We start from the raw sequence: 24,712 nt of genomic DNA, 5'->3' as shown, positions 1-24,712 counted from the left end.
GGGAACGAGGAAGATGTCTAATCCCCTGCTCACTACACAGACAACCTTCTATTCAAAGTGCTTAAAGAAGTATGAAGAGGCAGGGGACAACGTGACGGAAAGCGCCGGAATGGAAAGTTCCCCCCAGGGGGCGAGCGTGCAGGACGAGCCGATCCTGCTGCAGGCGCTGGACGGGCGCGTGCCCTCCCGCACGCCGATCTGGATGATGCGCCAGGCCGGCCGCTATCTCCCGGAATATCGCGAGGTACGGGCCAAGGCCGGAGATTTCCTCACACTGTGCTACACGCCGGATCATGCCGTCGAGGTGACGCTGCAGCCGATCCGCCGCTTCGGCTTTGATGCGGCGATCCTGTTCTCCGACATTCTCGTCGTGCCGCACGCCCTCGGCTGCCCGCTGACCTTCGCGGCCGGCGAGGGCCCGCGCCTTTCCCCCGTCACCACCGGCGCGGAACTCGCCGCGCTGCGCCAGACGCTCGACCCGGACAAGATCGACCGCGTGCTGGAAGCGGTCAGCCGCATCCGCGCCGAATTGCCGCGCGAGACGGCGCTGCTCGGTTTCTGCGGCGCGCCCTGGACGGTGGCGACCTATATGATCGCCGGGCGCGGCACGCCGGACCAGGCGCCCGCCCGCCTCGCCTCGCTGACCGATCCCGCCTTTTTCACCGCGCTGATCGACCTGCTGGTGGAAACCTCCGCCCGCTATCTCGTGGGCCAGCTCAAGGCGGGCGCCGATGCGGTGCAGATTTTCGATAGCTGGGCCGGGGTGCTCGATCCCGAGAGCTTCCGCCGCTGGTCGATCGACCCGATCGCCCGCCTCGTCGCTGCCGTGCGGGCCGAGGTGCCCGGCGCGCGCATCATCGCCTTTCCCAAGGGGGCGACGCTGTCCGGCCTCACCGAGATGGTTGAGGCCACGGGCGTGAACGCGGTGGGCCTCGACTGGACCGCCGACCGCAAGGCAACGCGTTATGCGCTGGGAGCGAAATGCGCGCTGCAGGGCAATCTCGACCCGCTCACCCTGATCGCCGGCGGCGCGGCGCTCGATAACGCCATAGACGCGATCCTGGCGGATTTCCGCGGCGCCTCGCATGTGTTCAATCTCGGCCATGGCATCCGCCCGGAAACGCCCATCGCCCATGTCGAACGGATGATCGCGCGGATTCGCGGCGGTTGAGGCAGGCCACGCGCACGGGCCGTCATGCCCGGCCTTGAGCCGGGCATCCACGACCGGGCCGGCGCAAGACGTGGATGGCCGGGCCAGGCCCGGTCATGGAAGCGTTGGAAACGGAGCGATTGTAGTCTCGATGCTCTATGAGTGGATCAAGGTGCTGCATGTGCTCGCCATCATCTCGTGGATGGCCGGCATGCTCTATCTGCCGCGGCTGATGGTTTATCACTCCGACGCGCCCAAGGGCTCGCCGCAGTCGGAAACCTTCAAGGTGATGGAACGCCGCCTGCTCAAGGCGATCATGAACCCGGCGATGATCGTCGCCTGGCTCGCCGGGGTGTGGCTCGCCTGGGACGGCGGCTGGTTCGCCTCGGGCTGGTTTCACGTGAAACTGGCGCTGGTGCTGGGGATGAGCGGTTTTCATGGCGCGCTGTCGCGCTGGGTGAAGGATTTCGCCGCCGACCGCAATGTCCGTCCGGCGCGCTTCTACCGCATCATGAACGAGGTGCCGACACTGCTGATGATCGGCATTGTCATCATGGTCATCGTAAAGCCATTTTGAGCGGTTCAAAGCGTCACGCGGCGCACTTGCGCCGAATCGTGCCTTTGCCTATGGTGCGCGAACTCCACGAAGCTGGCTGTCGCTCCGTTCAGGCGGGCATCTTCCCCGATGCCGCACGGTGTGCCGGATAAGAAGCCGATCCCCTCGGCCTGGGTCCGCAGACCAGCACTTCCCACCTTTTGTCGTTTCGGCGGGTTTTTCCGGCCGGGTACGCCCACATTTAGATATCGAGGCCTTTTCCCATGGGGGAAATGAAGCTCCAGGACCTCAAGTCCAAGAATCCCGCCGAACTTCTGGTGTTCGCCGAGGAACTTGAGGTCGAGAACGCCAGCACGCTGCGCAAGCAGGAGTTGATGTTCGCCATTCTCAAGCAGCTCGCCGCCCGCGACACCGATATCATCGGCGAGGGCGTGGTCGAGATCCTCTCCGACGGGTTCGGCTTCCTGCGCTCCCCGGACGCCAACTACCTCCCCGGCCCCGACGACATTTACGTCTCGCCCAGCCAGATCCGCCGCTTCGGCCTGCGCACCGGTGACACGGTCGAAGGCCAGATCCGCTCCCCGAAAGATGGGGAGCGCTACTTCGCCCTCCTCAAGGTCAATACGATCAATTTCGAGGACCCGGACAAGATCCGGCACAAGATCAACTTCGACAACCTCACCCCGCTCTATCCCGATGAGCGGCTGAAGCTGGAAATCGAAGACCCGACCCGCAAGGATTTCTCGGCCCGCGTCATTGATGTCGTGGCGCCCATCGGCAAGGGCCAGCGCGGCCTCATCGTTGCGCCGCCGCGCACCGGCAAGACGGTGCTGCTGCAGAACATCGCCCAGTCCATCACGACAAATCATCCCGAGTGCTACCTCATCGTGCTGCTCATCGACGAGCGGCCGGAGGAAGTCACCGACATGCAGCGCTCGGTGAAGGGCGAGGTGGTGTCCTCCACCTTCGACGAACCAGCCCAGCGCCATGTGCAGGTCGCGGAAATGGTGATCGAGAAGGCCAAGCGTCTGGTCGAGCATAAGCGCGACGTTGTCATCCTTCTGGACTCCATCACCCGCCTCGGCCGCGCCTACAACACGGTGGTGCCGTCGTCGGGCAAGGTGCTGACCGGCGGTGTCGATGCCAATGCGCTGCAGCGGCCCAAGCGCTTCTTCGGCGCGGCGCGCAACATCGAAGAGGGCGGCTCGCTCACCATCATCGCCACCGCGCTGGTTGATACCGGCTCGCGCATGGACGAAGTGATCTTCGAAGAGTTCAAGGGCACCGGCAATTCCGAGGTCATTCTCGACCGCAAGGTGTCGGACAAGCGCGTCTTCCCGGCGATCGACATCACCCGCTCGGGCACGCGCAAGGAAGAGCTGCTTGTGCCGGCCGACGTTTTGAAGAAAATGTACGTCCTGCGCCGCATTCTCAACCCGATGGGCACGGTCGACGCGATCGAGTTCCTGGTCGACAAGCTGCGCCAGACCAAGACCAATGGCGACTTCTTCGATTCAATGAATACCTAAGGCGCAAAGCCGAAAGCAGACCGCGGGGAGGCGGGCATGAGGGCAGGGCAGTTCTACCGGCTTTCCGTCATGGCGCTTCCCCTCACCCTGCTTCTGGTGAGGCCGGTGCAGGCCGGCGTCGCGGAACGCGAGCCGCCGACAGCGGAACTCTGGCTGTTCGTCATCGGCATTGCCGCGCTGAGCTGGGTCATGGCCTGCCGGCGCTGGTGGCTGCCCCTCGCCGTGTGGCTGCCCACCGCCCTGTTCGTCGCCAGCCTGATCGCCGATTTTGCCGACCCGGTCATCGGGCCGGCGGTGCGGGAGGAACTCGGCCTTGGCTATGTGCTGCAGGCCGATCTTGCCGGGGCGCTGATGCTGGTGGTGCCGCTGATGCTGGCCAATGTGAAGTTCAGCCGGCTGGACACGGATAATCGTCCCGGCATGCGGCGTCAGCGGCGCTGATTGCCCGTCTGCAATAACGAGGGCAAATTCGCCAGTATTTCTTGCTAATTTGCCAAAGACGCATCATTTCGCTTACGAAATGATGGCCCTCAGAAATGACTCAGGGCAGGCGAAAGGCGTGTCGTCCGATCCATCCATCGTAAAAGCCGAAACGCCCGCCAGCGGCCATTTCTGTTGATTTGCGCGGGGGTGGGGCTTTTTCTCCCCGGATTATCCACAGACTTACTCACAAAGGCTGTCGCGCGGCGCGGTTTGACCTAAAGACGCCGCAGGCGCAGCGAACACCGTCCGCCCATGCGAGCCAAGCCGGGAGAACTCCCATCGGCCGCCGCGCTTCAGCCGCCGCGCAGCAACTCCTCCAGTCGATTCACCTCCGTAACGGGGAGCGAGCAACTACCGCCGGCGCAGACAAAAGCGGCCGTCGGTCCGCTGGTGCCGACGCTTCCGCTCAGCACGCTTTCGGCCTTTGCCCGCGCCGGGTGATCGGCGGGCAGGGTGGAGGGGCCGGCCACGCGCTGCACGTTGATATCAACCAGCGGCATCCGCCGGGCGGCGTCCGCCAGCGCGTCCGCCTCCGCGCCTGCGCCGATCACCACCACCTCGCGCGCCCGCAGCCTTGTGTCGAGCGCGTTGAGCAGGCCGGCATGACCATAAAGATTAGGCGCGGCGCGCGGCAGCAGCGCGTCGAACAGGCGATCGGCGCGGGCCCGATAGGTGTCATCGCCGGTCAGCGTCGCCAGCCGCACCAGGTTGCGGGCGATCAGCGCCTGCGGGTTGGTCACCGCATCATCGGCGGTGGCGTCCGGGCGCAGGATCAGCCCTTCGGCGTCGTCGGCGGTAAGGTAATAGCCGCCGGTCTCGGCCGCATGGTGCCGCTCCAGCATCCCCTGCCACGCCACCGCCTGGTCGAGATAAGGCCGCTCGCCCGTCGCTTCCGCCAGGGCCAGCGCGGCGCCGATCATCGTCGCGTAATCCGAGGCAAGACCGGGGAACACCAGCCGCCCCGCGCGCCAGCTATGGCCGAGCCGCCCGTCCTTTACCATCGATTCGGCGATGAAACGGAAGGCGTCCGCCGCCAGCGTCACCCATTCCGCCCGGTCGAAGCGCGGCGCGGCGCCGACCAGCGCGGATATCATCAGCCCGTTCCAGTCCGCGAGCACCTTGTCGTCGCGACCGGGCGGCACGCGCTTTTCCCGCACGGCGAGCAGCTTGTCGCGCAATAGGGCGAGCCGCATCTCGTCGGCGCCGGAGCGCTCCATCTCCTTCAGCCGGTTGGGGATCGACACGCCCTCCCAATTGCCGAACGGGGCGATGTCGTAATGGCGGGCGAAGAATTCCGCGTCCTGCGCCCCCAGGGCGTCCAGCACCTCCTTCAGCGTCCAGACATAATAGCGGCCCTCATGGCCTTCGGAATCGGCGTCGAGGCTGGCGGCGAAGGCGCGGCCCTCGGTCATCATCTCCCGCTGCAGCCAGCCCACCGTCTCGATGGCGCGGGCGCGAAAAAGCTCGGCGCCGGTCTCGGCATAGGCGAGGCCGAGCAGGTCGAGGATCTGCGCATTGTCGTAGAGCATCTTCTCGAAATGCGGGACCAGCCAGCGGTCATCGACGCTGTAGCGGGAATAGCCGCCGCCGATATGGTCGTAGATGCCGCCCTCGCTCATGCCGTCCAGCGCGTGCAGCGCCGCGTCGCGCAGCTTTTGCCGGCCGGTGCGTTCCCAGCCGCGCCACAGAAGTTCGAGAAACGGCGTGTTGGGGAATTTCGGCGAGCCCTGCAGCCCGCCATGCTCGGTGTCCATGATGCCGAGAATGCGCCCGGCGATGTCGTCGAGCTCATTGGTGCCGATCACCACCTGGCCCGCCGGCCGCGCCTTCTGCCGCAGCCGCTCCAGCAGGGCGACGCGGTTCTGGGCGATGCGCGGATCGCCTGAGGCATAGGCGTTCGCCATGGTCCTCAGCACATCGGTGAAGGCGGGCTGGCCATAGCGCGCCTCCTTGGGGAAGTAGGTGCCACCCCAGAAGGGCGCGCCCTCGGGGTCGAGGAACATGGTCATCGGCCATCCCCCCTGCACGCCGAGCTGCTGCAGCGCCGCCATGTAGATCTGGTCCACCTCCGGCCGCTCCTCGCGATCGACCTTGATGTTGACGAACAGCTCGTTCATCACCGCCGCCGTCGCCGCGTCCTCGAAGCTTTCATGCGCCATCACATGGCACCAATGGCAGGCGGCGTAGCCGATGGAGAGAAGGATCGGCCGGTTGCTGCGGCCCGCCTCCGCGAAGGCCTCCGGCGTCCATTCCCACCAGTCGACGGGGTTGTCCTTGTGCTGGAGCAGATAGGGGCTGGCGGCGGCGGCGAGCTGGTTGGGCAAGATGACGCTCCGGCTTGGGACGGGGTATCGTGGCGGCCGGTCACGGCGGCCGATTCAACAGATAGGGCGTAGCGGGTGGACGTGCAGAAAAATAGCGCAATCGCGGCCGACGCAAAGGCGACCGGTCTTGCCGGCGGGGCGGGGGGCGGGACGCTGGGCGATACCATCGCGGCGGTCTCTTCCGGCACGGGCGGGGCGGTGGCGGTCATTCGCCTCTCCGGCCCGCAGGCCGGGGCGGCGCTCGCAGCGCTGGCGGGGCGGGTGCCGGAGCCGCGCCGCGCCCAGCTCGCCCGGCTTCGCGATCCTGCCACCGGGGAGGTGCTCGACCAGGGGCTCGCCTTGTGGTTCCCGGCTCCGCGCAGCGCCACCGGCGAGGACATGGCGGAGCTGCAGATCCATGGCGGCCGCGCCGTCGTCGCCGCGGTGCTCGCCGCCGTGCTCTCCGTGCCGGGGGTGCGGCCGGCGCAGGCGGGGGAGTTCACCCGTCGCGCCTTTCTCAACGGGCGGATGGACCTGACGGAGGCCGAAGGCCTCGCCGACCTCATCGCGGCGGAGACACAGGCGCAGCGCCGGCTCGCCTTCGCCCATGCCTTCGGCCATCTCGGCCAGCAGGTGGAAGCCTGGCGCGCCCGGCTCATCCGCGCCATGGCGCTGGTGGAAGCCGGCATCGACTTCGCCGATGAGGACGATGTGCCGGCGGGGGCGCGGGCTCTGGCGAAGCCGGAAGTGGCCGCGCTTCTGGAAGAGCTCACCCGCGCGCTGGCGGACCGGCGCGGTGCGCTGGTGCGCGAGGGCGCGCTCATCGCCATTGCGGGCCTGCCCAATGCCGGCAAGTCCTCCCTGCTCAACGCGCTCGCCCGGCGCGAAGTCGCCATCGTCTCCGACGAGCCGGGCACCACGCGCGACCTGCTGGAAGTCGCGCTCGACCTTGACGGCCACAAGGCGACGCTGGTCGACACGGCCGGGCTGCGCGAGGCGGAAAGCCGCGTGGAGGCCGAGGGCATTCGCCGCGCCCGCGCCCGCATGGCGGAAGCCGACCTCGTGCTCTGGGTGCACGATCTGACCGACGGCCCCGCGCCGGCGGAGGCCCCCGTGACGGCGGAGGCGCCGCTCTGGCTGCTGGGCAACAAGGTCGACCGGGCGGAGGGTTCCCCCGCGCTCGACGTTGCGTGGGCCAGCGATCATCTCACGCTGTCCGCCGCGCGCGGCGAGGGGCTGGAAGAACTCACGGGCGCCCTCGGCCGCTTCATCGCCGCGCGGGCGGCGGGGGAGCATCCGGCGTTGCTGCGGGCCCGCCATCGCGCCAGTGCGGAGGAAGCGCGCGGCCATCTCTTTGTGGCCCTGGAACGCTGGGACGATCTCGACGACGAATTGCTCGCCGAGGAACTGCGCCTCGCCGCCCGCGCGCTCGGGCGGATGACCGGCGCCATCGGTGTCGAGGATCTTCTCGATGTCGTGTTCCGCGAATTCTGCATCGGCAAATAGGCGCTCGCGCAGCCGGGGGATTCACGTGAAACACCGGCCGCACCGGGGCCGATTCGTAAACGAAATGTTTCACGTGAATCAGCCCAGCCCGTTCTCCACCGCGAAGACCGCCGACTCCGCGACTTGACGGAACGGCGAAACGCTGGCTCAAACAGCGCTCTCCCTTTGCCGGCCGATCCGTGCGCGTGCTTTCAGCGACGCGGCAGAAATTCGCGAGCCCATGACCAGCGCTTCCGTATCTCCCGATCTTCGCTTCGACGTCGTCATCGTCGGTGGCGGGCATGCCGGCACCGAGGCGGCGGCCGCCGCCGCCCGGCTTGGCGCCCGCACCGCGCTGGTGACGCACAGCCACGCCACGCTCGGCACCATGTCGTGCAATCCGGCGATCGGCGGGCTCGGCAAAGGTCATCTCGTGCGCGAGATCGACGCGCTGGACGGGCTGATGGGCCGCGTCGCCGATCAGGGCGGCATCCAGTTCCGACTGCTCAACCGGCGAAAGGGGCCAGCGGTGCGCGGGCCGCGCGCCCAGGCCGACCGCAAGCTCTACGCGCAGGCGATGCAGCGCGAAATCGATTCGCAGCCGAACCTATCGGTGGTCGAAGGCGAAGCCGACCGGCTGATTCTGCGGGACGGCCGCGTCGCTGGGCTGGTGTTGGCGGATGGCCGCCATGTCGCGGCCGGCACCATCGTCATCACCACGGGAACCTTTCTCAACGGGTTGATCCACATCGGCGGCCGGCAGATCCCGGCCGGGCGGATGGGGGAGGCGCCGGCGCGTGGCCTTTCCTCGTCGCTGGCCGCGCTCGGTCTGCGGCTTGGCCGGCTGAAGACCGGGACGCCGCCGCGTCTCGACGGCCGTACCATTGATTGGGCCGGCCTGGAGATGCAGGAGGGCGACACGCCGCCGGAGCCGTTTTCCGCCCTCACCACGGCAATCACCAACCCCCAGGTGATGTGCGGCATCACCCGCACCACGCCGGAAACCCATGCGGTGATCCGTGCCAATATCGCGCGTTCGGCCATGTATTCCGGCAACATCCAGAGCGTCGGCCCGCGCTACTGCCCCTCCATCGAGGACAAGATCGTCCGCTTCGGCGAACGGGACGGGCACCAGATTTTCCTGGAGCCGGAGGGGCTGGACGATCCCACGGTCTATCCCAACGGCATTTCCACCTCGCTGCCGGAAGAGGTGCAGCGCCAGTTGCTCGCGACCATTCCGGGGCTGGAACGGGTCGAGGTGCTGCGTCCCGGCTATGCCATCGAATATGACCATGTCGACCCGCGCGAGCTGGAGCCGACGCTGGAGGTACGCAAGGCGCGCGGCCTGTTCCTTGCCGGTCAGATCAACGGCACGACGGGCTATGAGGAAGCTGCCGCGCAGGGGCTGGTCGCGGGGCTCAATGCCGCGCGCCGCGCCGGTGGCCAGGACGGCGCGACCTTCGACCGGGCCGAGGCCTATATCGGTGTGATGATCGACGATCTCGTCACCCGCGGGGTAAGCGAGCCCTACCGCATGTTCACCTCGCGCGCCGAATACCGCCTGTCGCTGCGTGCCGACAATGCCGACCAGCGGCTGACCGGTAAAGGCGAAGCCCTGGGGCTTGTCGGCCCGGCCCGCCGCGCGCATTTCGCCGCCCGGCACGAGGCGCTTGGCCGGGTGACGCAGTGGGCGCGTTCTGTTTCCATCACCCCGGGGGAGGGGGACCGGCACGGTCTCAGCCTCAACCGCGACGGCCAGCGGCGCAGCGCCTTCGACCTGCTATCCTATCCGCATGTCGGCTGGGTCGATATTTGCCGCATCTGGCCGGAGGCGGGCGCCGAAGACAGCCGTATTGGCGAGCAGGTCGAGATCGACGCCAAATACGCCGTCTATCTGCATCGGCAGGAGGCCGACATCGCCGCCTTCCGCCGGGAGGAAACGGCCGAATTGGCGGAGATGGATTACCGTGGGCTGGCCGGTCTCTCCAATGAGATCAAGGCCAAGCTGGAATCGATTCGGCCCCGTACCATTGGCCAGGCGGGTCGCATTGACGGTATGACCCCGGCGGCGCTGGCGCTGCTTGCCGCCCATGCCCGGCGTGTGTCGTAAAGCGGTGTGGCGGTGGCGCGGGGCGGCTGATCCCGCCGCCCGGCTGCGTTAGACTGCGGCATGTCCCAGAGCGATTCGTCCGACCGTGCCCGCGCCTTGAGCCTGATCCCTGTTTCACGTGAAACAGAGGCGCGGCTCGACACCATCGTCACGCTGCTGGAAAAATGGCAGCGCACCATCAACCTCGTCGCCCCGGCGACCCTGCCGGTGATCTGGACCCGCCATGTCGCGGATTCCTTGCAGCTCGTGCCGCTGGCCGGGACGGTGCGGCGCTGGGTCGATCTCGGCTCGGGCGGCGGCTTTCCCGGCCTGGTGGTGGCCGCCGCTCTGGCGGAGCGGCCGGAGTCCGATGTGACGCTGGTGGAAAGCGACAGCCGCAAGGCGGCGTTTCTGCGCGAGGCGGCGCGGCTGGCGGATCTTCCCGTCACGGTGATTCCGTCCCGCATCGAGCAGGTGGCGCCGCGCATCGCCGCGGGTGTCGAGGTGGTCTCGGCGCGCGCGCTTGCGCCATTGCCGCGCCTGCTCGACCTCGCCGCGCCCTTCCTTGCACAGGGAGCGACCGGGCTGTTCCTGAAGGGACAAGATGTTGATAACGAATTGACCGAGTCAGCTAAATCTTGGAGAATCGACGCTGACATTACGGCTAGCCTGACGGGTGGCGGCGGGCATGTCCTGATCGTCCGCCGTGCCGTCCCGCTTGCCGCCGACGCTGGTGCCGGAACCCCGTTTGGCACGAACTTCTCGCAGGGTGACCATCATGAATGAGGCCTCGCTCGCTCCCGCCGCGCCCCGGCCGGTGCCCCGCGTACTCGCCCTCGCCAATCAGAAGGGCGGGGTGGGCAAGACCACGACGGCGATCAATCTCGGCACGGCGCTCGCCGCCATTGGCGAGACGGTGCTGATCATCGACCTCGACCCGCAGGGTAACGCCTCCACCGGCCTCGGCATTGATCGCCGTAGCCGCCGCGTCTCGACCTATGACGTGCTGACCGGCGATATCGAGCTGCGCGAGGCGGTGCTGGAAACCGCCGTGCCGCGCCTGCACATCGCCGCCTCGACGCTGGACCTGTCGGGCATCGAGCTGGAACTCGCCAGCCAGCGCGACCGCGCCTATCGCCTGCGCGACGCCATCCGCCGGCTCAACGCGCCGGCCACAGGGTCCGAACGGGAACGAAACGATCCCGAATACACCTATGTGCTGATCGACTGCCCGCCCTCGCTGAACCTGATCACGGTCAACGCCATGGCGGCGTCGAACGCCATTCTGGTGCCGCTGCAGTGCGAGTTCTTCGCGCTGGAAGGGCTGTCGCAGCTCCTGAAGACGGTGGAGCAGGTCCGCACCACGCTCAATCCGGAGCTGAGCATCCATGGCATCGTGCTGACCATGTTCGACGCGCGCAACAATCTCTCCACCCAGGTGGTGGACGACGTGCGCCAGTTCATGGGCGCCAAGGTCTATGACACCATCATTCCCCGCAATGTGCGGGTGTCGGAGGCGCCGTCCTATGGCAAGCCGGTGCTGCTCTACGATCTCAAATGCGTGGGCTCGCAGGCCTATCTTCGTCTCGCATCCGAAATAATCCAGCGCGAGCGCAGCCTGCGCGTCGCGGCGGCGTAAGGGGAGGCGGCAATGGCGATGGCGGAAGATGGCGGCGGACGCTCGCGTCTCGGGCGTGGCCTCGCCGCGCTGATCGGCGATATGGGCGAGGATGCCGGGGCGGCGAATGACCGCAACCGGACGCCCGGCGGCGCGCGCAAGGTGCCGCTCGCCTTCCTGCGCGCCAATCCGCGCAACCCGCGCCGCAGCTTCGCCGAGGCCGACCTCGAGGATCTCGCTGCCTCCATTCGCGAGCGCGGCATCATCCAGCCCATCGTCGTGCGCCAGGTGGCGGGCGAGCGCGACTCCTATGAGATCGTCGCCGGTGAGCGCCGCTGGCGCGCCGCCCAGCGGGCGGCCATTCACGAGGTGCCGATCGTCGTCGTCGAGGTCAATGACCGCGAGGCGCTTGAGATCGCCATCATCGAGAATGTCCAGCGCGCCGATCTCAACCCCCTGGAAGAAGCGGCGGGCTATCAGTCGCTGGCCGACCAGTTCGGCTATTCGCAGAACGATCTCGCCCGCGTCATCGGCAAGAGCCGCAGCCATGTCGCCAATACGATGCGGCTGCTGCGCCTGCCGGAGCCAGTGAAGGCGTATCTGGCCGATGGCCGCCTCTCCGCCGGCCATGCCCGCGCGCTGCTGACGCAGGACGATCCCGAAGCGCTGGCGCGGGCGATTGTCGACCAGGGCATGAATGTGCGCGCCATCGAGGCGCTGGCGCAGGAACTCAACGTCGCCAAGGCGGAAGCCGCCGGCAAGCCGGCGAAGAAGCCGAAGCATCCCGCGCTCGATGCCGACACCGCCGCGCTGCAGCGTCGGCTGTCGGACGAGCTGGGGCTGGCGGTCACGCTCAAGCATGATGGCGAGGCGGGCGAGATCCGCATCCGCTATTCCTCGCTCGATCAGCTGGATGAGGTCTGCCGGCGTCTCGCCGGCGGCTGATCTTCAGCCGCGCCGCGCCTGCGCCGCCATCTGCAGCAGAACCCGCTCGGCAATGGCCGGGCCGAGGGCGGCATTGCGCCGCGCGGCCAGCAGCGCGTCGTCGAGCGCGAACAACGCTGTCTCCAGCCGTGCCGTGTTCCAGCCGCGCAGCGCCTTCTCGATCAGCGGCTTGCGGCGGAAATGGATGGTGGGGCGCGCGCCTTCCACCGCCCGCTCGACCGAACCGCCGGCCTCGATGGCCAGCCGCATCTGGTGCAGCGTCTGCGCCGTCCGGCACACCGCCCCCAGCACGATATCGGCGCGCATGCCCTCGGCCGTCGCCTTGGCGAAGGCGGCGGCCATGTCTGCCGGCTGGCCGGCGAAAGTGGCGTCGGCGATCTCGTCCAGGGCGAGGCTGGAGGCGTCGCCGACAATGGCGCGCACATGCGCGCTGGTGATGCGCGGCTCGCCGGCGGCGTAAAGCAGCAGCTTGGCGATCTCGCCGCGCGAGGCCATGCGGTCGCCGCCGAGCAACGAGAGCAGCTCGCCGCGCGCGTCGCGGTCGATCTGCTGGCCGGCCTCCGCCACCATCGTGTCGACCAGCCGGCTAAGATCGCGTTCCGTATCGCTGTAGCAGGCAATGGCGAGAGCATGCGGCGAGGCTTCGCACAAGGCCCGCAGGCCCTGGCCGCGCTTGAGGTCGCCGGCCTCGATGACGACGATCGCCTGTTGCGGCGGGGAGGCGAGCAGCGCTTCCACCGCCGGCAAAACATTTCGGCTGCCCACGCGCAGCGACACCACCCGGCGCCCGCCGAACAGCGCCACCGTGCCGGCTTCGTCGACCAGCCGGCCGGGATCGCCGGAAATCTCGTCGCCGTCGAGCCGGACGAGACCGAACGGATCGTCGGAGCCGGCGCTGGCGCGGGCGAGATAAGACTTGGCGCGCTCGCGTACCAGCCCGCTATCAGGCCCGAACAACAGCAGGACGGGGCGCAGCGGATCGAGCCGGCTCAGCGTCGCCTCGACATCGCCCGGCCGCACGGCCACCATAGCCGGCTCAGCTCTTGGCGGCCGGAGCGAGCGGCGCGGCGGTGACGGGCGCAGCGCCTGCAGGGGCAGCACCCGTGGTGGCAGCACCCGGCGCGGCCGTCCGCGGGCCGCCGGTGTAGAAATAGGAGGCAAGCTGGCTCTTGATCGAATCAGCGGCCACCGAGGCGGAGCGGTTCTCCGCGTCGCGAATGGCGCGGGCGCGGGCGAAGCGCTGATAGCCGCTGTCGAGCGAGGCCTTACCGCTGGCCTTGCCGGTACGCAGCGGGGTCTTGGTGTTGCCTGCCTCGAAGAGCTGCCAGCTCACATCGACCGAGACGATCTCGACTTCCGGCAGGCCGGTCAGCGGGCTTACCACCGAGGCCTGGGTGGTGCGGCTGTTCACGTTCAGCACCAGCCGGTAGGGAGCGCCGGCCGGGTTGCCGGCGCCGCCGGTGAGGGCGAAAATCAGGTCGTTGCGCACCTCGTCGGCGACGCGGCCCTGCGCGAACACCACTTCCACCTGGCTGAGGCTTTCCTGCAGGGACGAGCCCTGGCCGGGGGTCGTCTCCGCATACATGGGCTGGAAGCAGCCCGCCGTGGAAAGGGCGAGCAGGCCCGCCCCGGCGAGACCGATCAGGCGGCGTCGCGGGTGGCTTCGTGCGGGCATCGTGTTCCTCCGGTCAGGCGACGACATTCACAATCCTTTGCGGCACGACGATGATACGCTTCGGGGCGCGTCCGTCGAGGGCCTGGGCGATCAGATCGAGCGCCAGCACCGCCTTCTCCACCTCGGCGGGGCTGGCATCCTTCGCCACCACGATTTCGCCGCGGCGCTTGCCGTTGATCTGGATCGGCAGCGTCACGCTGTCGTCCACCAGCAGAGCGGGCTCCACCTGCGGCCAGCCGGCCTCGGCGATCAGCCCGCCCGTGCCCAGCACCTCGCCGCATTCTTCCGCCAGATGCGGCACCATCGGCGCCACCACCGCGACGAGGAAGCCCGCCGCCTCGCGCAGGGCGAAGGCGAGGTCGGGCGCCAGCGCGCCGGCCGCGCTCTTGCGCACGGCGGCGAGGGCATCGCCGAACTCATTGGCGAAAGCGTGCACCCGCGCCACGGCGACGTTGAAGCGCAGCCGCTCGATATCCTCGGCGACCTGCGCCGCCAGCCGGTGCGCGGCACGGCGCAGCGCGAGCGATTCGGCACCGAAATCATCCGGCCGCGCCGCCGCCTCGGGCACGAGCGCGACGGTGTCGCCCACAAGGCGCCACACGCGCTGCACAAAGCGCCAGGCGCCCTCGATGCCCTTGTCCGTCCATTCGCTGTCGCGCTCGGGCGGGGTATCGGAGAGCATGAACCAGCGCGCGCTGTCGACGCCATAGGTGTCGGCCACCACTTCCGGCGGCACGACATTCTTCTTCGACTTCGACATCTTCTCCGGCGCGCCGATGGTCACCGGTTCGCCGGTGCCGATCTTCACCGGCCGGCCGTCGGCGTCGCGCTCCACCTCTTCGGGGAACAGCCAGCGCCCGGCCGCATCCTTATAGGTCTCGTGGACGATCATGCCCTGGGTGAACAGTCCGGCGAAGGGCTCGGCGATGGAGACGCGGCCGAGCTTCTTCAGCGTGCGGATGAAGAAGCGGGAATAGAGCAAATGCAGGATCGCGTGCTCGATGCCGCCAATATACTGGTCGACCGGCAGCCAGTGATCGGCGGCGCCCTTCTCCAGCGGCGCGGCGCCGGGTTCGGCGGCGAAGCGGGCGAAATACCAGGAGGAATCGACGAAGGTGTCCATGGTGTCGGTTTCGCGCCGGGCCGGCGCGCCGCAGCGCGGGCAGTTCACATGCTTCCATGTCGGGTGGCGGTCCAGCGGGTTGCCGGGCTGGTCAAAGGACACGTCCTCCGGCAGCTTCACGGGAAGCTGGTCGTCCGGCACCGGCACCGGGCCGCAGGAATCGCAATGGATGATCGGGATCGGGCAGCCCCAATAGCGCTGGCGCGAAATCCCCCAGTCGCGCAGGCGGTAATTCACCGCCCGCTCGCCGACGGGGGCGGTGCCGAGAATCTCGTTCTCCAGCCGCAGCGCCACCTTCTCCTTCGCCGCCGGCACGGTGAGCCCGTCGAGGAAGCCGGAATTGAACAGCACGCCCTCGCCCTCATAGGGCGCCTCCGCCACCGAAAAGCTCGCCGGGTCGACATCGGGCGGCAGCACGACCGGGATGATCGGCAGACCGTATTTGCTGGCGAAGTCGTGGTCGCGCTGGTCATGCGCCGGGCAGCCGAAAATGGCGCCGGTGCCGTATTCCATCAGCACGAAATTGGCGACATAGACCGGCAGTTCCGGCCCGCCCAGCGGATGGCGCACCTTCAGCCCGGTGTCGAAGCCCATCTTCTCCTGGGTCTCGATCTCGGCGGTCGAGGTGCCGCCGCGCCGGCATTCCTCGACGAAGGCCGCCAGCGCCGGGTTGCCGGCGGCAAGCCGCTCGGTCACGGGGTGGCCGGGGGAAAGCGCGAGGAAGGCGGCGCCAAACAGCGTGTCCGGCCGGGTGGTGTAGACCTTGATCTCGCGGGGCAGGTTTTCGGCGACGCCGGCGGGCGCGTCGGCCAGCGCGAAGCGCACATGTAGCCCTTCCGAGCGGCCGATCCAGTTGCGCTGCATCAGCCGCACCTTGTCGGGCCAGCGCTCCAGCGTGTCGAGCCCGGCGAGTAGTTCCTCCGAGGCGTCGGAAATGCGGAAGAACCACTGCGCCAGCTTGCGCCGTTCCACCAGCGCGCCGGAACGCCAGCCGCGCCCGTCGATCACCTGCTCATTGGCGAGCACGGTGTTGTCGACCGGATCCCAGTTGACCTCGCTCTCGCGGCGATAGGCGAAGCCGCCCTTGAGGAAATCGAGGAAGATGCGCTGCTGCTCGCCATAATAGGCGACATCGCAGGTGGCGATCTCGCGCGACCAGTCGAGCGAGAGACCGAGCAGCTTGAGCTGCTCGCGCATGGTGGCGATGTTCTCGTAGGTCCACTCGCCCGGATGCGTCTTGCGCTCGATGGCGGCATTCTCCGCCGGCAGGCCGAAAGCGTCCCAGCCCATGGGGTGGAGCACGTTGAAGCCCTTCATCCGCTTGAAGCGGGCCACCACGTCGCCCATCACATAGTTGCGGCCATGGCCGATATGGATGCGCCCCGAGGGGTAGGGGAACATTTCGAGCACATAGTATTTGGGACGCGGATCGTCATTGCGGGTGCGGAAGATGCCGCGTTCGTCCCAGATCTTCTGCCAGCGGGGCTCGGCCTCGCGGGCGTTGTAGCGCTCGGTGCTCATGGACAGGCTTCTTGGATAGGCGGACGTGGGAGAAAGTGCCGCAAGGGTTCAGGTAATGGCGCCGGACTAGGCACCAAGTCGCGTTCCCGGTCAACCTTTCGCTGCGCTGCGGGGTTTTCGCCGGCCCCGCGTTTGCGCGCGGGCGCGATTGGCGTATCTGGTCGGGGTCCGAAGCAGGAGACCGCCATGGAACCCACCCGCGAGGAAGCCGCCGCCGCCCAGGCGATCACCGCCCGTCTGGACGAGGTGCGCGCGCGCATCCGCGAGGCCTGCCGCGATGCCGGGCGCGATCCCGCCTCGGTGCAGTTGATCGCGGTGTCGAAGACCTTCGGCCCGGAGGCTATCGCCCCGGTCATCGCCGCCGGCCAGCGACGCTTCGGCGAGAACCGGGTACAGGAGACGGCGGGCAAATGGCCGGCGCTGCGCGCGGCCCATCCCGGTCTCGAACTGCATCTCATCGGCCCGCTGCAGACCAACAAGGTGCGCGAGGCGCTCTCCCTGTTCGACGTGATCCAGACGCTGGACCGCCCCTCGCTCGCCGCCGCCCTGGCGAAGGAGCTGAAGCGCGAGGGCGCCCCGCCGGCCCCGCGCCTCTTGGTGCAGGTCAATACCGGCGAGGAGCCGCAAAAGGCCGGCGTCGCCCCGCACGAGGTCGACGCCTTCCTCGCCGAATGCCGCGACGCGCACGGGCTGGCGATCGAGGGGCTGATGTGCATTCCCCCGGCCGACGAGCCGGCGGCGCCGCATTTCGCCCTGCTGGCGAAAATCGCCGCCCGCCATGGGCTGAAGATCCTCTCCATGGGCATGAGCGGCGATTACGAGACCGCCATCGCGCTCGGCGCCACCCATGTGCGGGTCGGCAGCGCCATTTTCGGCCACCGCTAGAGCCGCTGGCGTTCCGCCCCCGCCCCCGCCCCCGCCATGTCGAGAAAAGCCTGCGCCGCCCGGGTGGCGTAGCGTTCGCGGTGGCGCAGCGAGAGGAAGGGGCGCGAGGGCAGGGGGTAGTCGATCAGCGCCATGGTGCCGGCGCGGATGGCGCCTTCCACCACCCGGCGGGAGATCACCGTCGCCCCGCTGCCCGCCTCCACCGCCGCCCGCACGGCTTCGTTGGAGGGGTATTCCAGCACGACGCGCAGGCCGGCGGGGGCGATGCCCGCCTGTTCGAGATAGGATTCGAAGATGGCGCGCGTGCCCGAGCCCGGCTCGCGCAGCACCCAGGGGCCCTCGCTCAGTTCGGCCGGGGAGGCGGGTGCCCGCCAGTGCCAGGGATGCGTCACCGGCGCCACCAGCACCATTTCGTCGTCCGCCACCGGCGTCGCCGCCAGCACCGGCGCCTCGATCCCGCCCTCGATGAAGCCGAGATCGGCGGCGCCCTCCTGCACTCTTGCGGCGACGAAATCGGTATTGCCGATGGTCAGGCTCACCGCCACGCCGGGATAGCGGCTGCGATAGGCCTCGATGAGCGGCGGCAGCCAGTAATTCGCCACGGTCTGGCTGCCCGCCAGCGCCAGCGTGCCATGCACCAGCCCGGCGAGGTCGGCCAGCACCTTCTCGGCGGCGCTGGCACGGGCGAGCACGGCGCGCGCTTCCGGCAGGAACAGCCGCCCCGCCTCGGTCAGCACGATGCCCCGGCCGACCCGGTCGAACAGCCGTGTGGCGTGGCGCGCCTCCAGCGCGGCGATGGCGGCGCTGGTGGCGGAAGGCGTCAGGTGGATGGCGCGCGCGGCCCGGGTAATGTGCTCACGTTCCGCCACCGCCACGAAGATGCGTAGCTGTTCCAGGGTCATCCACCGTCCTCGCCTCGCTCAGGCGGTCATCTTTACCAGAGCGAGGCTGAACAGGGCGATGAAGACGAAGGCGGCGAGGCCGAGCAGGAAGGGGCGCACGCCCTTGGCGCGCAGCTTGGCGATGTCGGTTTCCAGCCCCATCGCCGCCAGCGCCATGGAGAGCATGAAGGTGGTGGCGAGAACCAGCGCCGCCTTCATCTCGGCCGGCATCGTCACCACGCTGTTGAGCGCCACCATGGCGAGGAAGCCGAGCACGAACCAGGGCAGGGGCGGGCGGGCGTGGCCGGCCTCGTGCCCGCGCCGGCGGGCCTGGCGCGCCGCCATCAGCCCGAGTGCGATCACCATCGGCGCCAGCAGCATCACCCGCGACAGCTTGGCGATGGTGCCGAATTCGCCCGCCGCCGGCCCGCCCTGATAGGCGGCGGCCACCACCTGGGCGATTTCGTGGATCGAGGCGCCGGCCCACAGCCCATAGGCGTGCGGGGAGAGGCCGAGCACCACGGGGAGCAGCGGATAGAGGAACATCGCCACCGAGCCGAACACGGTGACGCAGGCCACCGCATAGGCGACATCCTCATCATGGGCGCGCGTCACCGTGTTGGTGGCGATCACCGCCGAGGCGCCGCAGATCGAGGTGCCGGCGGCGATGAGCTGGGCGAGCCCGCGCTCAACCCCCATCAGCCGGCCGAGCCAGGTGGTGAACAGGAAGGTGGAGACAAGGGTGAGGGCGATCACGGCGAGGCCCGTGGCGCCGACTTCCGCCACCTGCGCGGCGGTGAGCTGCAGCCCCAGCAGCACGATCGCCGCGCGCAGGATGCGCCGCATGGCGAAGGTGACGCCGGGCTTGGCCCGGACCGGCGTGCCGATCAGATTGTGAAAGCCGATGCCGATCATGATGGCGAGGATCATCGGGCTCAGCACCCCGACCATGGGCAGCTGGCGCAGCCCGAAGGCGAGGCCGGCGATGCCGGCGGTGAGCGCGAGGCCGGGCAGGATCGCGGTGTGGTGGGCGCGGACCGTGCGGTGCGGTTCGGCCATGTCGGCATGCGCAACCATGATGCGTCTCCCCTTTGGTAACCGCCCTCTGATCGCAGCGGATGATCATTCGATCCAGCGGATTATATCGCACAAATCATCCGACATAATTGGATGATCGAGCCGTCGTCGTCGTCAGCCCGCGAGCTACGAAGATCAGGCGTGACACTCACTATTGGCGGCGAGGGACATCTGCGGCGCAGTCCATGCTGGGCGCTGCCTGCGACGCACCTCTCCCTGTTGGGGAGAGCTGGCCCACGAAGCGGGTCGGTGAAGGGTGGGGGGGGGGGGGGTGAACCGCCCGCCGAGTCCCTGATGCCGGCAGTGGTAGCGAAGGTGATCCGGACCCAGCGCAGGGCCCCCAAGGCACTTTACCGAGCGGGGTTGTGCGCAGCCTGCGGCTGTTCTGGAGCCCTCATGGCCGGGTTTGACCCGGCCACCCCGCCTTCCCCGGCGCACCAGCGGAAACGCTGGGTCCCCGGGTCAAGCCCGGGGATGAGGGCTCGGGTGGTGCGCAGCGCGCTCCCGGTCCTTCTGGCGGGAGGAGGAACCCTTATCGAGCGAAGCGGAGGCGCTCCCGGCTCATCCTCACAACGTAACGCCCCCTCATGGCCGGGCTTGACCCGGCCACCCAGATTTTCCCCCGCGCGCATGCGCAAACAAGGCATCGCGGCTCACGCCCCGGGATGAGGGCGTGCGGGAACGCGGAACGAACGACTGAAACGGGGAAAGGGGTGCGGCCGGGGTTTCAAAGCCGGGGCGTAAGGAATGGTGCCGCTTGTCAGACTCGAACTGACGACCTCCGCATTACGAATGCGATGCTCTACCAACTGAGCTAAAGCGGCACGCGCGGCTCTGATAGCGGCGAAGCGCGGCTTTTTCAAGCGCCACGGCGGCAAAGCGGACGCGATGCGCGCGCGATCGACGCGCAGGGCGGGAAAACAGCGGCCGCCGGCGCCCGGCCTGCGCGGCGCGGCGCCCGAAACGGCTCCCGCGCTCAGCCCCAGGGGCCGCGCCGGTCGCGGTCGCCGCTGCGTCCCCAGGGATTGCCGGTCGGGCGGCTGGCCGGTCGCGAAGCCCCGCCCCTCGCCCACGGCCCGCCCTGCGGGGCCGAAGCGGCGGCGTTGTCATAGCCATAACCGCCCGAACCCATCTGCTGCGCCAGCGCCTGCAGCGCGGCGATGCGGTTCTCCGTGGCGGGGTGGGTGGAGAACAGATTGTCCATCCGCTCGCCCGACAGCGGGTTGATGATGAACATGTGCGCGGTGGCCGGGTTGTGCTCGGCCGGCATGTTCGGCACCGCATGGGCGGCGTTGGAAATCTTCGCCAGCGCCGAGGCGAGCCACATCGGCTGGCCGCAGATCTGCGCGCCGAGCTTGTCCGCCTCATATTCGCGCGAACGCGACACCGCCATCTGCACCACCATGGCGGCGAGCGGGGCGAGGATCACCATCGCGATAGTGCCGATGATGCCGAAGCCGTTAGTGTTGTTGCGGTTTCCGCCGAAGAACATGGCGAAGTTCGCCAGCATGGAGATCGCGCCCGCCAGCGTGGCGGTGATGGTCATGGTCAGCGTGTCAAAGTTTTTCACATGCGCCAGCTCATGCGCCATCACGCCGGCGACCTCTTCGCGCGAGAGCGAATGGAGCAGGCCGGTGGTGGCGGCGACCGCGGCGTTCTGCGGGTTGCGGCCGGTGGCGAAGGCGTTGGGCTGCGGATTGTCCATGAGGTAGACGCGCGGCATCGGCAGTTGCGCCCGGGCGGCGAGTTCCTCCACCATGCCGTAGAATTCCGGCGCGCTGGCCCGGTCGACCTCGCGCGCGCCATACATGGACAGCACCATGCGGTCGGAATTCCAGTAGCTGAACACATTCATGCCGGCGGCGACCATGAGCGCGATCATCATGCCGCCCTGGCCGCCGATCATGAAGCCGACGCCCATGAACAGCGCGGTCATGCCCGCGAGCAGGATCGCCGTACGGAAATAGTTCATCGTTCCCTCATGCGCCGCCGGTTGCGGCATGTCGGTGGGGAAATGGGAGCGGCCGGCCGCGCGCGCAAGATTGGCCGGGGGGCAGGGGCGTCGCGCGCTCGTGAGCGGACCTGTCTTGACGCGGGCGCGCGGCGGGTGGTTCCAATGGCGCATGAGCCAGAGCGATCCCACCGCACCGATCGGTCACACACTCCACCCCACCGGCCTCACCGGTCAGGCCGCGGAGAGCGCTGCGCCAGCCCCGCGCCGCCCGCTCACCCCCGCCGCCGAGCGGGCGCTGGCCGAGGCGGAGGCACGCCGCGCCGCCGCCGCGCCCTTCGCCGGGCCGCGCGAGATCGACGGGCGCGATGGTCCCGAGCCGGTGCGCTATGGCGACTGGGAAGTGAAGGGCATCGCCACCGATTTCTGACGCCGCCCCAAGGCCGGATACCTCTTTGTCAATTAGCGGTTCAACTGGTTGAAATCCCGTGCTCTTGTGCGGCAGGCCCAGAGCGTCCGGATGGCGGAAGCATGGTGCCGGCCTGGAGGCCGAGATGTCGACCCTGCTGAGCTGTGGCTGTACGACGGCGCATGGATCCGGTTGCCATGAAGCGCGCGGCGTCAACCGCCCCCTGTTCATGGCAAGTGCTGTTGCCGCCGGTCTCGCCGGTCCTGCCGGTTTTTCACTGTCCAGCGCCCAGGCCGCCACGGACCTGCCGCCCGGCAAGGCGGTATTCATGGAAGAAGCGACGCGCCTTGCGATCGAATCCGTTGAGAAGGGCTGGGGCGGGCCGTTCGGCGCGGTGATCGTCAAGGACGGCGAGATTATTGGGCGCGGCCAGAATCGGGTGCTGCTCACCGGCATTCCCGTCTTCCATGCCGAGATCACCGCCATCATGGATGCGTCCGCGCGCCTCAACCCCAAGGCGCTGCTCGGCAGCGACTACGGTGCCGGCACCATTGAGGCTCACTCCTCGGGCGCTCCGGGCCGGTCGCGGCGCAGCGACTTGATGCCGGAGCGCTTGGCCTTGCCCTCCAGCCGGCGGATTTTCGAGCCCAGCGTCGGCCGGGTCGGGCGGCGCGTGACCGGCACCACCGCCGCCTCGCGCACCAGCTCGACCAGCCGTGCCAGCGCATCGGCGCGATTCTGCTCCTGCGTGCGGTAGCGCTGGGCGACGAGAACCAGCACACCCTCCTTGGTGAGGCGCCGCCCGGCGAGCCGCTCCAGCCGTTCTTTCACATGGTCCGCCAAGGTCTTGGAGCCGCGCACGTCGAAGCGTAGCTGCACCGCGCTGGAGACCTTGTTGACGTTCTGCCCGCCCGGACCGGAGGCGCGGATGAAGGTTTCCTCGATCTCGTCCTCGTCCAGCCAGACCCGGGGCGCGACCGGAATCATCGCCGCCGCACGTCCTCGATCGCCTCCAGCCGCTCGCGCACCCGTTCGAGATCGGCAAGGGTGGCGGAAACGCGCTCGCTCAGCCGGCGGGTCAGCTCGCGCGCGGCGTCGGGATAGCTTTCCAGCGTGCGCAGGAACACGTTGCGGGGAATGCGCAGCACTTCCGCCGGCTCCAGCGCGGTGGCGGTGGCGGGACGGCGGGTCTCGGTCAGCAGCGCCATCTCGCCGATCAGCGCGCCTTCGCCGGCGCGGGCGCTGTGGCCGGGACGCATCGCCAGTTGCGGGTCTTCCGGCGCCACGCGCAGGCTGCCTTCCTGCACGACATAGGCGCAGTCCGCCGCTTCGCCTTCATGGAACAGCGTCTGGCCGCGCGTCAGCGTGTAATGCTCGACGCTGATGGCGATGACGCGCAACGCCTCACGCCCCATCAATGCGAGCGTCGGCACACGTTCCAGAAAGGCGATGTCGTCCTCGATGGACATTCGGCGGGCGAAACTCCAAGGCAGGACGAATCAATCGGCCTGTCAGGGCAGCAATTTGTACCCGCCAGCCTCGGTGGCAAGCAGGCTGGGGTGGGACGGGTCTTTCTCGATCTTCTGGCGCAGGCGGTAAATATGCGTCTCAAGCGTATGGGTGGTCACGCCGGAATTATAGCCCCACACTTCCTGCAGAAGTATTTCGCGCGCCACCGGTTTCTTTCCAGCCCGATAGAGGTACCTCAGTATGGCGGTTTCCTTCTCGGTCAGGCGAATCTTCGAGTTGCGCTCGGTCACCAGCATCTTGGCACCGGGACGGAAGGTGTAGGGCCCGATGGTGAACACCGCGTCCTCGCTCGCCTCATGCGAGCGCATCTGCGCGCGGATGCGGGCGAGCAGCACGGCGAAGCGGAACGGCTTGGCGACATAGTCATTGGCGCCGGCTTCCAGCCCCATGATGGTGTCGCTGTCGGTGTCGTGGCCGGTGAGCATGATGACCGGCGCCTTGAAGCCGTTCTGGCGCATCACCCGCACCGCCTCGCGCCCGTCCTTGTCCGGCAGGCCGACATCCATCAGCACCAGATCGACGCGCGTCGATTCGACTTCGCTGATCGCGGCATTGGCACTATCGACGGAGACCACCTCGAATTCGTCATAGAGCGAGAGCTGTTCGACCAGCGCCTCGCGCAGATCCTTGTCGTCGTCGACCACCAAAACTCGCAGAGCGTTCGCCATATCGCTTTCCCGAATATCCGCGTTCCCGAGAGCGGCCGCTGGTCGAAGCCCTTGTCCCAGGTGCCTCGCGCGTCCACTCTCACGCAAGGTTGGAGTGAAATGCCGTATGCCCCGAGTAGGCAGGCAGAACGCATTCGGCAAGCGTCGAGGAGTCACGGGACGAAGGTGCTGACGGTTCGTGACGTGATCGTGAACGGAAATGGCGTGAAGAAGAAGACCCTTCGCACAGAATCACACCGAAAATCCCGCATCGTTTCCGAGCTGCGCGTCGCCCGCCAGCCTGCCACTCGCGCGCCTTTCCCGTCGCGCGGCGTCCTGCTGCTGGACGGGCGGCCGGTCCCCGTCGCCCTGGGCCGGACCGGAATCCGCGCCGACAAGAGGGAGGGCGACGGCGCCACGCCGCGCGGCGTCTGGCACCCGCGCGAGGTGCGCTACCGCGCCGATCGCGGCCCGCGCCCCGTCACCCGGCTCCCGGTTCTGCGGCTGAGCCGCGAGGACGGCTGGTGCGATGCGCCGCGCGACGGGCGCTACAACCGGCTGGTGCGGCGGCCGTTTTCCGCATCACACGAGGAAATGTGGCGGGCGGACGGGCTGTATGATCTCGTCGTGGTGCTCGACCACAACAGCCGCCCGCGCCGCGCCCATCGCGGCTCGGCGGTCTTCATGCACATCGCGCGCGGTGCCCTGGAGCCAACCGCCGGCTGCGTCGCCTTCCGCCCGGCCGATCTGCGCCGCCTGCTCGCCCGGCTCGGCCCACGCACCGCGATCCGAATCGTCTGAACCGAGCCGCGACGGGCGGGCACCCGTCGCGGCGTCAGCGGCGCCAGATGCGCT

22 protein-coding genes, 1 tRNA gene and 1 pseudogene are annotated in these 24,712 nt (G+C 68.5%); 13 read left to right on the top strand and 11 right to left on the bottom strand.

Annotation, left to right across the window (positions count from 1 at the left end):
• The first annotated feature begins 109 nt into the window (after positions 1–109).
• The 4 genes from hemE to AAC979_RS18160 all read left to right on the top strand — a co-directional run bounded on the left by hemE (position 110) and on the right by AAC979_RS18160 (position 3,676).
• Entirely contained in the window at positions 110–1,171 is a 1,062-nt protein-coding gene (gene hemE / locus AAC979_RS18175; protein ID WP_371348291.1) for a uroporphyrinogen decarboxylase, read from the top strand.
• A gap of 130 nt (positions 1,172–1,301) precedes the next feature.
• Positions 1,302–1,727: a protoporphyrinogen oxidase HemJ gene (gene hemJ / locus AAC979_RS18170; RefSeq protein WP_371348290.1), complete on the top strand. Its 426-nt coding sequence runs from the start codon at positions 1,302–1,304 to the stop codon at positions 1,725–1,727.
• A 242-nt stretch (positions 1,728–1,969) separates the two neighbouring features.
• The gene (gene rho, locus AAC979_RS18165) at positions 1,970–3,235 is read left to right on the top strand and encodes a transcription termination factor Rho (protein WP_213373436.1); all 1,266 of its coding nucleotides are present in this window, start codon (positions 1,970–1,972) and stop codon (positions 3,233–3,235) included.
• Between the two features lie 36 nt (positions 3,236–3,271).
• A complete protein-coding gene (locus tag AAC979_RS18160; RefSeq protein ID WP_371348289.1) occupies positions 3,272–3,676 on the top strand; it encodes a hypothetical protein in 405 nt (134 codons plus the stop codon).
• Between the two features lie 335 nt (positions 3,677–4,011).
• On the opposite strand, the gene AAC979_RS18155 is transcribed toward AAC979_RS18160, so the two are convergent.
• Entirely contained in the window at positions 4,012–6,042 is a 2,031-nt protein-coding gene (locus AAC979_RS18155; protein WP_371348288.1) for a thioredoxin domain-containing protein, read from the bottom strand.
• 75 nt (positions 6,043–6,117) lie between these two features.
• Here AAC979_RS18155 and mnmE point away from each other — a divergent pair, with 75 nt between their 5' ends.
• The 5 genes from mnmE (at position 6,118) to AAC979_RS18130 (ending at position 12,158) form a co-directional block, all read left to right on the top strand.
• The gene (gene mnmE, locus AAC979_RS18150; RefSeq protein WP_371348287.1) at positions 6,118–7,527 is read left to right on the top strand and encodes a tRNA uridine-5-carboxymethylaminomethyl(34) synthesis GTPase MnmE; all 1,410 of its coding nucleotides are present in this window, start codon (positions 6,118–6,120) and stop codon (positions 7,525–7,527) included.
• 220 nt (positions 7,528–7,747) lie between these two features.
• Positions 7,748–9,616, top strand: a complete 1,869-nt coding sequence (mnmG, locus tag AAC979_RS18145) for a tRNA uridine-5-carboxymethylaminomethyl(34) synthesis enzyme MnmG (protein WP_371348286.1) — start codon at positions 7,748–7,750, stop codon at positions 9,614–9,616.
• Positions 9,617–9,676: 60 nt separating this feature from the next.
• Positions 9,677–10,381, top strand: coding sequence for a 16S rRNA (guanine(527)-N(7))-methyltransferase RsmG (gene rsmG / locus AAC979_RS18140; RefSeq protein ID WP_371348285.1), 705 nt, complete (start codon positions 9,677–9,679; stop codon positions 10,379–10,381).
• On the top strand, positions 10,374–11,234 hold the full coding sequence (locus tag AAC979_RS18135; RefSeq protein ID WP_371348284.1) for a ParA family protein: 861 nt from the start codon (positions 10,374–10,376) through the stop codon (positions 11,232–11,234). The genes rsmG and AAC979_RS18135 overlap by 8 nt, the downstream gene beginning before the upstream one ends.
• Before the next feature lie 12 nt (positions 11,235–11,246).
• Positions 11,247–12,158, top strand: a complete 912-nt coding sequence (locus tag AAC979_RS18130) for a ParB/RepB/Spo0J family partition protein (RefSeq protein WP_371348283.1) — start codon at positions 11,247–11,249, stop codon at positions 12,156–12,158.
• 3 nt (positions 12,159–12,161) lie between these two features.
• Here the strand turns inward: AAC979_RS18130 and holA are convergent, their stop codons facing one another.
• From holA to leuS, 3 genes are read right to left on the bottom strand one after another with little or no spacing between them, the layout of a single operon-like run.
• On the bottom strand, positions 12,162–13,187 hold the full coding sequence (gene holA, locus AAC979_RS18125; protein WP_371348282.1) for a DNA polymerase III subunit delta: 1,026 nt from the start codon (positions 13,185–13,187) through the stop codon (positions 12,162–12,164).
• A gap of 7 nt (positions 13,188–13,194) precedes the next feature.
• Positions 13,195–13,833: a hypothetical protein gene (locus AAC979_RS18120; protein ID WP_371348281.1), complete on the bottom strand. Its 639-nt coding sequence runs from the start codon at positions 13,831–13,833 to the stop codon at positions 13,195–13,197.
• A 13-nt stretch (positions 13,834–13,846) separates the two neighbouring features.
• On the bottom strand, positions 13,847–16,477 hold the full coding sequence (leuS, locus tag AAC979_RS18115; protein WP_371348280.1) for a leucine--tRNA ligase: 2,631 nt from the start codon (positions 16,475–16,477) through the stop codon (positions 13,847–13,849).
• Between the two features lie 186 nt (positions 16,478–16,663).
• On the opposite strand from leuS, the gene AAC979_RS18110 reads away from it, so the two are divergent.
• Complete coding sequence (locus tag AAC979_RS18110; protein WP_371348279.1) at positions 16,664–17,362, top strand: YggS family pyridoxal phosphate-dependent enzyme; 699 nt, start codon at positions 16,664–16,666, stop codon at positions 17,360–17,362.
• On the opposite strand, the gene AAC979_RS18105 is transcribed toward AAC979_RS18110, so the two are convergent.
• The 4 genes from AAC979_RS18105 to htpX form a co-directional block, all read right to left on the bottom strand.
• Complete coding sequence (locus AAC979_RS18105; protein ID WP_371348278.1) at positions 17,359–18,264, bottom strand: LysR family transcriptional regulator; 906 nt, start codon at positions 18,262–18,264, stop codon at positions 17,359–17,361. The genes AAC979_RS18110 and AAC979_RS18105 overlap by 4 nt on opposite strands.
• Before the next feature lie 18 nt (positions 18,265–18,282).
• A complete protein-coding gene (locus AAC979_RS18100; RefSeq protein ID WP_371348277.1) occupies positions 18,283–19,320 on the bottom strand; it encodes a YeiH family protein in 1,038 nt (345 codons plus the stop codon).
• Positions 19,321–20,068: 748 nt separating this feature from the next.
• Positions 20,069–20,144, bottom strand: a tRNA-Thr gene (locus AAC979_RS18095).
• 152 nt (positions 20,145–20,296) lie between these two features.
• Positions 20,297–21,292 (bottom strand): zinc metalloprotease HtpX, encoded by a 996-nt coding sequence (htpX, locus tag AAC979_RS18090; RefSeq protein ID WP_371348276.1) that lies wholly within the window; start codon positions 21,290–21,292, stop codon positions 20,297–20,299.
• Positions 21,293–21,470: 178 nt separating this feature from the next.
• Here htpX and AAC979_RS18085 point away from each other — a divergent pair, with 178 nt between their 5' ends.
• Positions 21,471–21,701, top strand: coding sequence for a DUF1674 domain-containing protein (locus AAC979_RS18085; RefSeq protein ID WP_371349094.1), 231 nt, complete (start codon positions 21,471–21,473; stop codon positions 21,699–21,701).
• Between the two features lie 124 nt (positions 21,702–21,825).
• A pseudogene (locus AAC979_RS18080) lies at positions 21,826–22,131 on the top strand (nucleoside deaminase); the annotation flags it as partial.
• 107 nt (positions 22,132–22,238) lie between these two features.
• Here the strand turns inward: AAC979_RS18080 and arfB are convergent.
• Genes arfB through AAC979_RS18065 form a run of 3 tightly spaced genes read right to left on the bottom strand, consistent with a single transcriptional unit; the run spans position 22,239 to position 23,878 of the window.
• Positions 22,239–22,667, bottom strand: a complete 429-nt coding sequence (gene arfB / locus AAC979_RS18075; protein ID WP_371348275.1) for an alternative ribosome rescue aminoacyl-tRNA hydrolase ArfB — start codon at positions 22,665–22,667, stop codon at positions 22,239–22,241.
• The gene (locus AAC979_RS18070) at positions 22,664–23,149 is read right to left on the bottom strand and encodes a cyclic nucleotide-binding domain-containing protein (protein WP_371348274.1); all 486 of its coding nucleotides are present in this window, start codon (positions 23,147–23,149) and stop codon (positions 22,664–22,666) included. Before AAC979_RS18070 ends, arfB begins: the two co-directional genes overlap by 4 nt.
• A 42-nt stretch (positions 23,150–23,191) precedes the next feature.
• A complete protein-coding gene (locus AAC979_RS18065; protein WP_371348273.1) occupies positions 23,192–23,878 on the bottom strand; it encodes a response regulator transcription factor in 687 nt (228 codons plus the stop codon).
• A gap of 165 nt (positions 23,879–24,043) precedes the next feature.
• Here AAC979_RS18065 and AAC979_RS18060 point away from each other — a divergent pair, with 165 nt between their 5' ends.
• Positions 24,044–24,658 (top strand): L,D-transpeptidase, encoded by a 615-nt coding sequence (locus AAC979_RS18060; RefSeq protein ID WP_371348272.1) that lies wholly within the window; start codon positions 24,044–24,046, stop codon positions 24,656–24,658.
• Positions 24,659–24,712 lie beyond the last annotated feature (54 nt).

It is taken from the genome of Ancylobacter sp. IITR112, from assembly GCF_041415945.1.
Taxonomy (GTDB): Bacteria; Pseudomonadota; Alphaproteobacteria; order Rhizobiales; family Xanthobacteraceae; genus Ancylobacter.
Note: the sequence above shows the minus strand (reverse complement) of the source record. Positions and strands in the feature narration are given on the sequence as shown.

What these genes read in the sequence shown, in the direction of transcription:
- hemE (WP_371348291.1), top strand. Translation starts at nt 110, where the DNA reads ATGGAAAGTTCCCCCCAGGGGGCGAGCGTGCAGGACGAGCCGATCCTG.
- hemJ (WP_371348290.1), top strand. Translation starts at nt 1,302, where the DNA reads ATGCTCTATGAGTGGATCAAGGTGCTGCATGTGCTCGCCATCATCTCG.
- rho (WP_213373436.1), top strand. Translation starts at nt 1,970, where the DNA reads ATGGGGGAAATGAAGCTCCAGGACCTCAAGTCCAAGAATCCCGCCGAA.
- AAC979_RS18160 (WP_371348289.1), top strand. Translation starts at nt 3,272, where the DNA reads ATGAGGGCAGGGCAGTTCTACCGGCTTTCCGTCATGGCGCTTCCCCTC.
- mnmG (WP_371348286.1), top strand. Translation starts at nt 7,748, where the DNA reads ATGACCAGCGCTTCCGTATCTCCCGATCTTCGCTTCGACGTCGTCATC.
- rsmG (WP_371348285.1), top strand. Translation starts at nt 9,677, where the DNA reads ATGTCCCAGAGCGATTCGTCCGACCGTGCCCGCGCCTTGAGCCTGATC.
- AAC979_RS18135 (WP_371348284.1), top strand. Translation starts at nt 10,374, where the DNA reads ATGAATGAGGCCTCGCTCGCTCCCGCCGCGCCCCGGCCGGTGCCCCGC.
- AAC979_RS18130 (WP_371348283.1), top strand. Translation starts at nt 11,247, where the DNA reads ATGGCGATGGCGGAAGATGGCGGCGGACGCTCGCGTCTCGGGCGTGGC.
- holA (WP_371348282.1), bottom strand. Translation starts at nt 13,187, where the DNA reads ATGGTGGCCGTGCGGCCGGGCGATGTCGAGGCGACGCTGAGCCGGCTC.
- AAC979_RS18120 (WP_371348281.1), bottom strand. Translation starts at nt 13,833, where the DNA reads ATGCCCGCACGAAGCCACCCGCGACGCCGCCTGATCGGTCTCGCCGGG.
- leuS (WP_371348280.1), bottom strand. Translation starts at nt 16,477, where the DNA reads ATGAGCACCGAGCGCTACAACGCCCGCGAGGCCGAGCCCCGCTGGCAG.
- AAC979_RS18110 (WP_371348279.1), top strand. Translation starts at nt 16,664, where the DNA reads ATGGAACCCACCCGCGAGGAAGCCGCCGCCGCCCAGGCGATCACCGCC.
- AAC979_RS18105 (WP_371348278.1), bottom strand. Translation starts at nt 18,264, where the DNA reads ATGACCCTGGAACAGCTACGCATCTTCGTGGCGGTGGCGGAACGTGAG.
- AAC979_RS18100 (WP_371348277.1), bottom strand. Translation starts at nt 19,320, where the DNA reads ATGGTTGCGCATGCCGACATGGCCGAACCGCACCGCACGGTCCGCGCC.
- htpX (WP_371348276.1), bottom strand. Translation starts at nt 21,292, where the DNA reads ATGAACTATTTCCGTACGGCGATCCTGCTCGCGGGCATGACCGCGCTG.
- arfB (WP_371348275.1), bottom strand. Translation starts at nt 22,667, where the DNA reads ATGATTCCGGTCGCGCCCCGGGTCTGGCTGGACGAGGACGAGATCGAG.
- AAC979_RS18070 (WP_371348274.1), bottom strand. Translation starts at nt 23,149, where the DNA reads ATGTCCATCGAGGACGACATCGCCTTTCTGGAACGTGTGCCGACGCTC.
- AAC979_RS18065 (WP_371348273.1), bottom strand. Translation starts at nt 23,878, where the DNA reads ATGGCGAACGCTCTGCGAGTTTTGGTGGTCGACGACGACAAGGATCTG.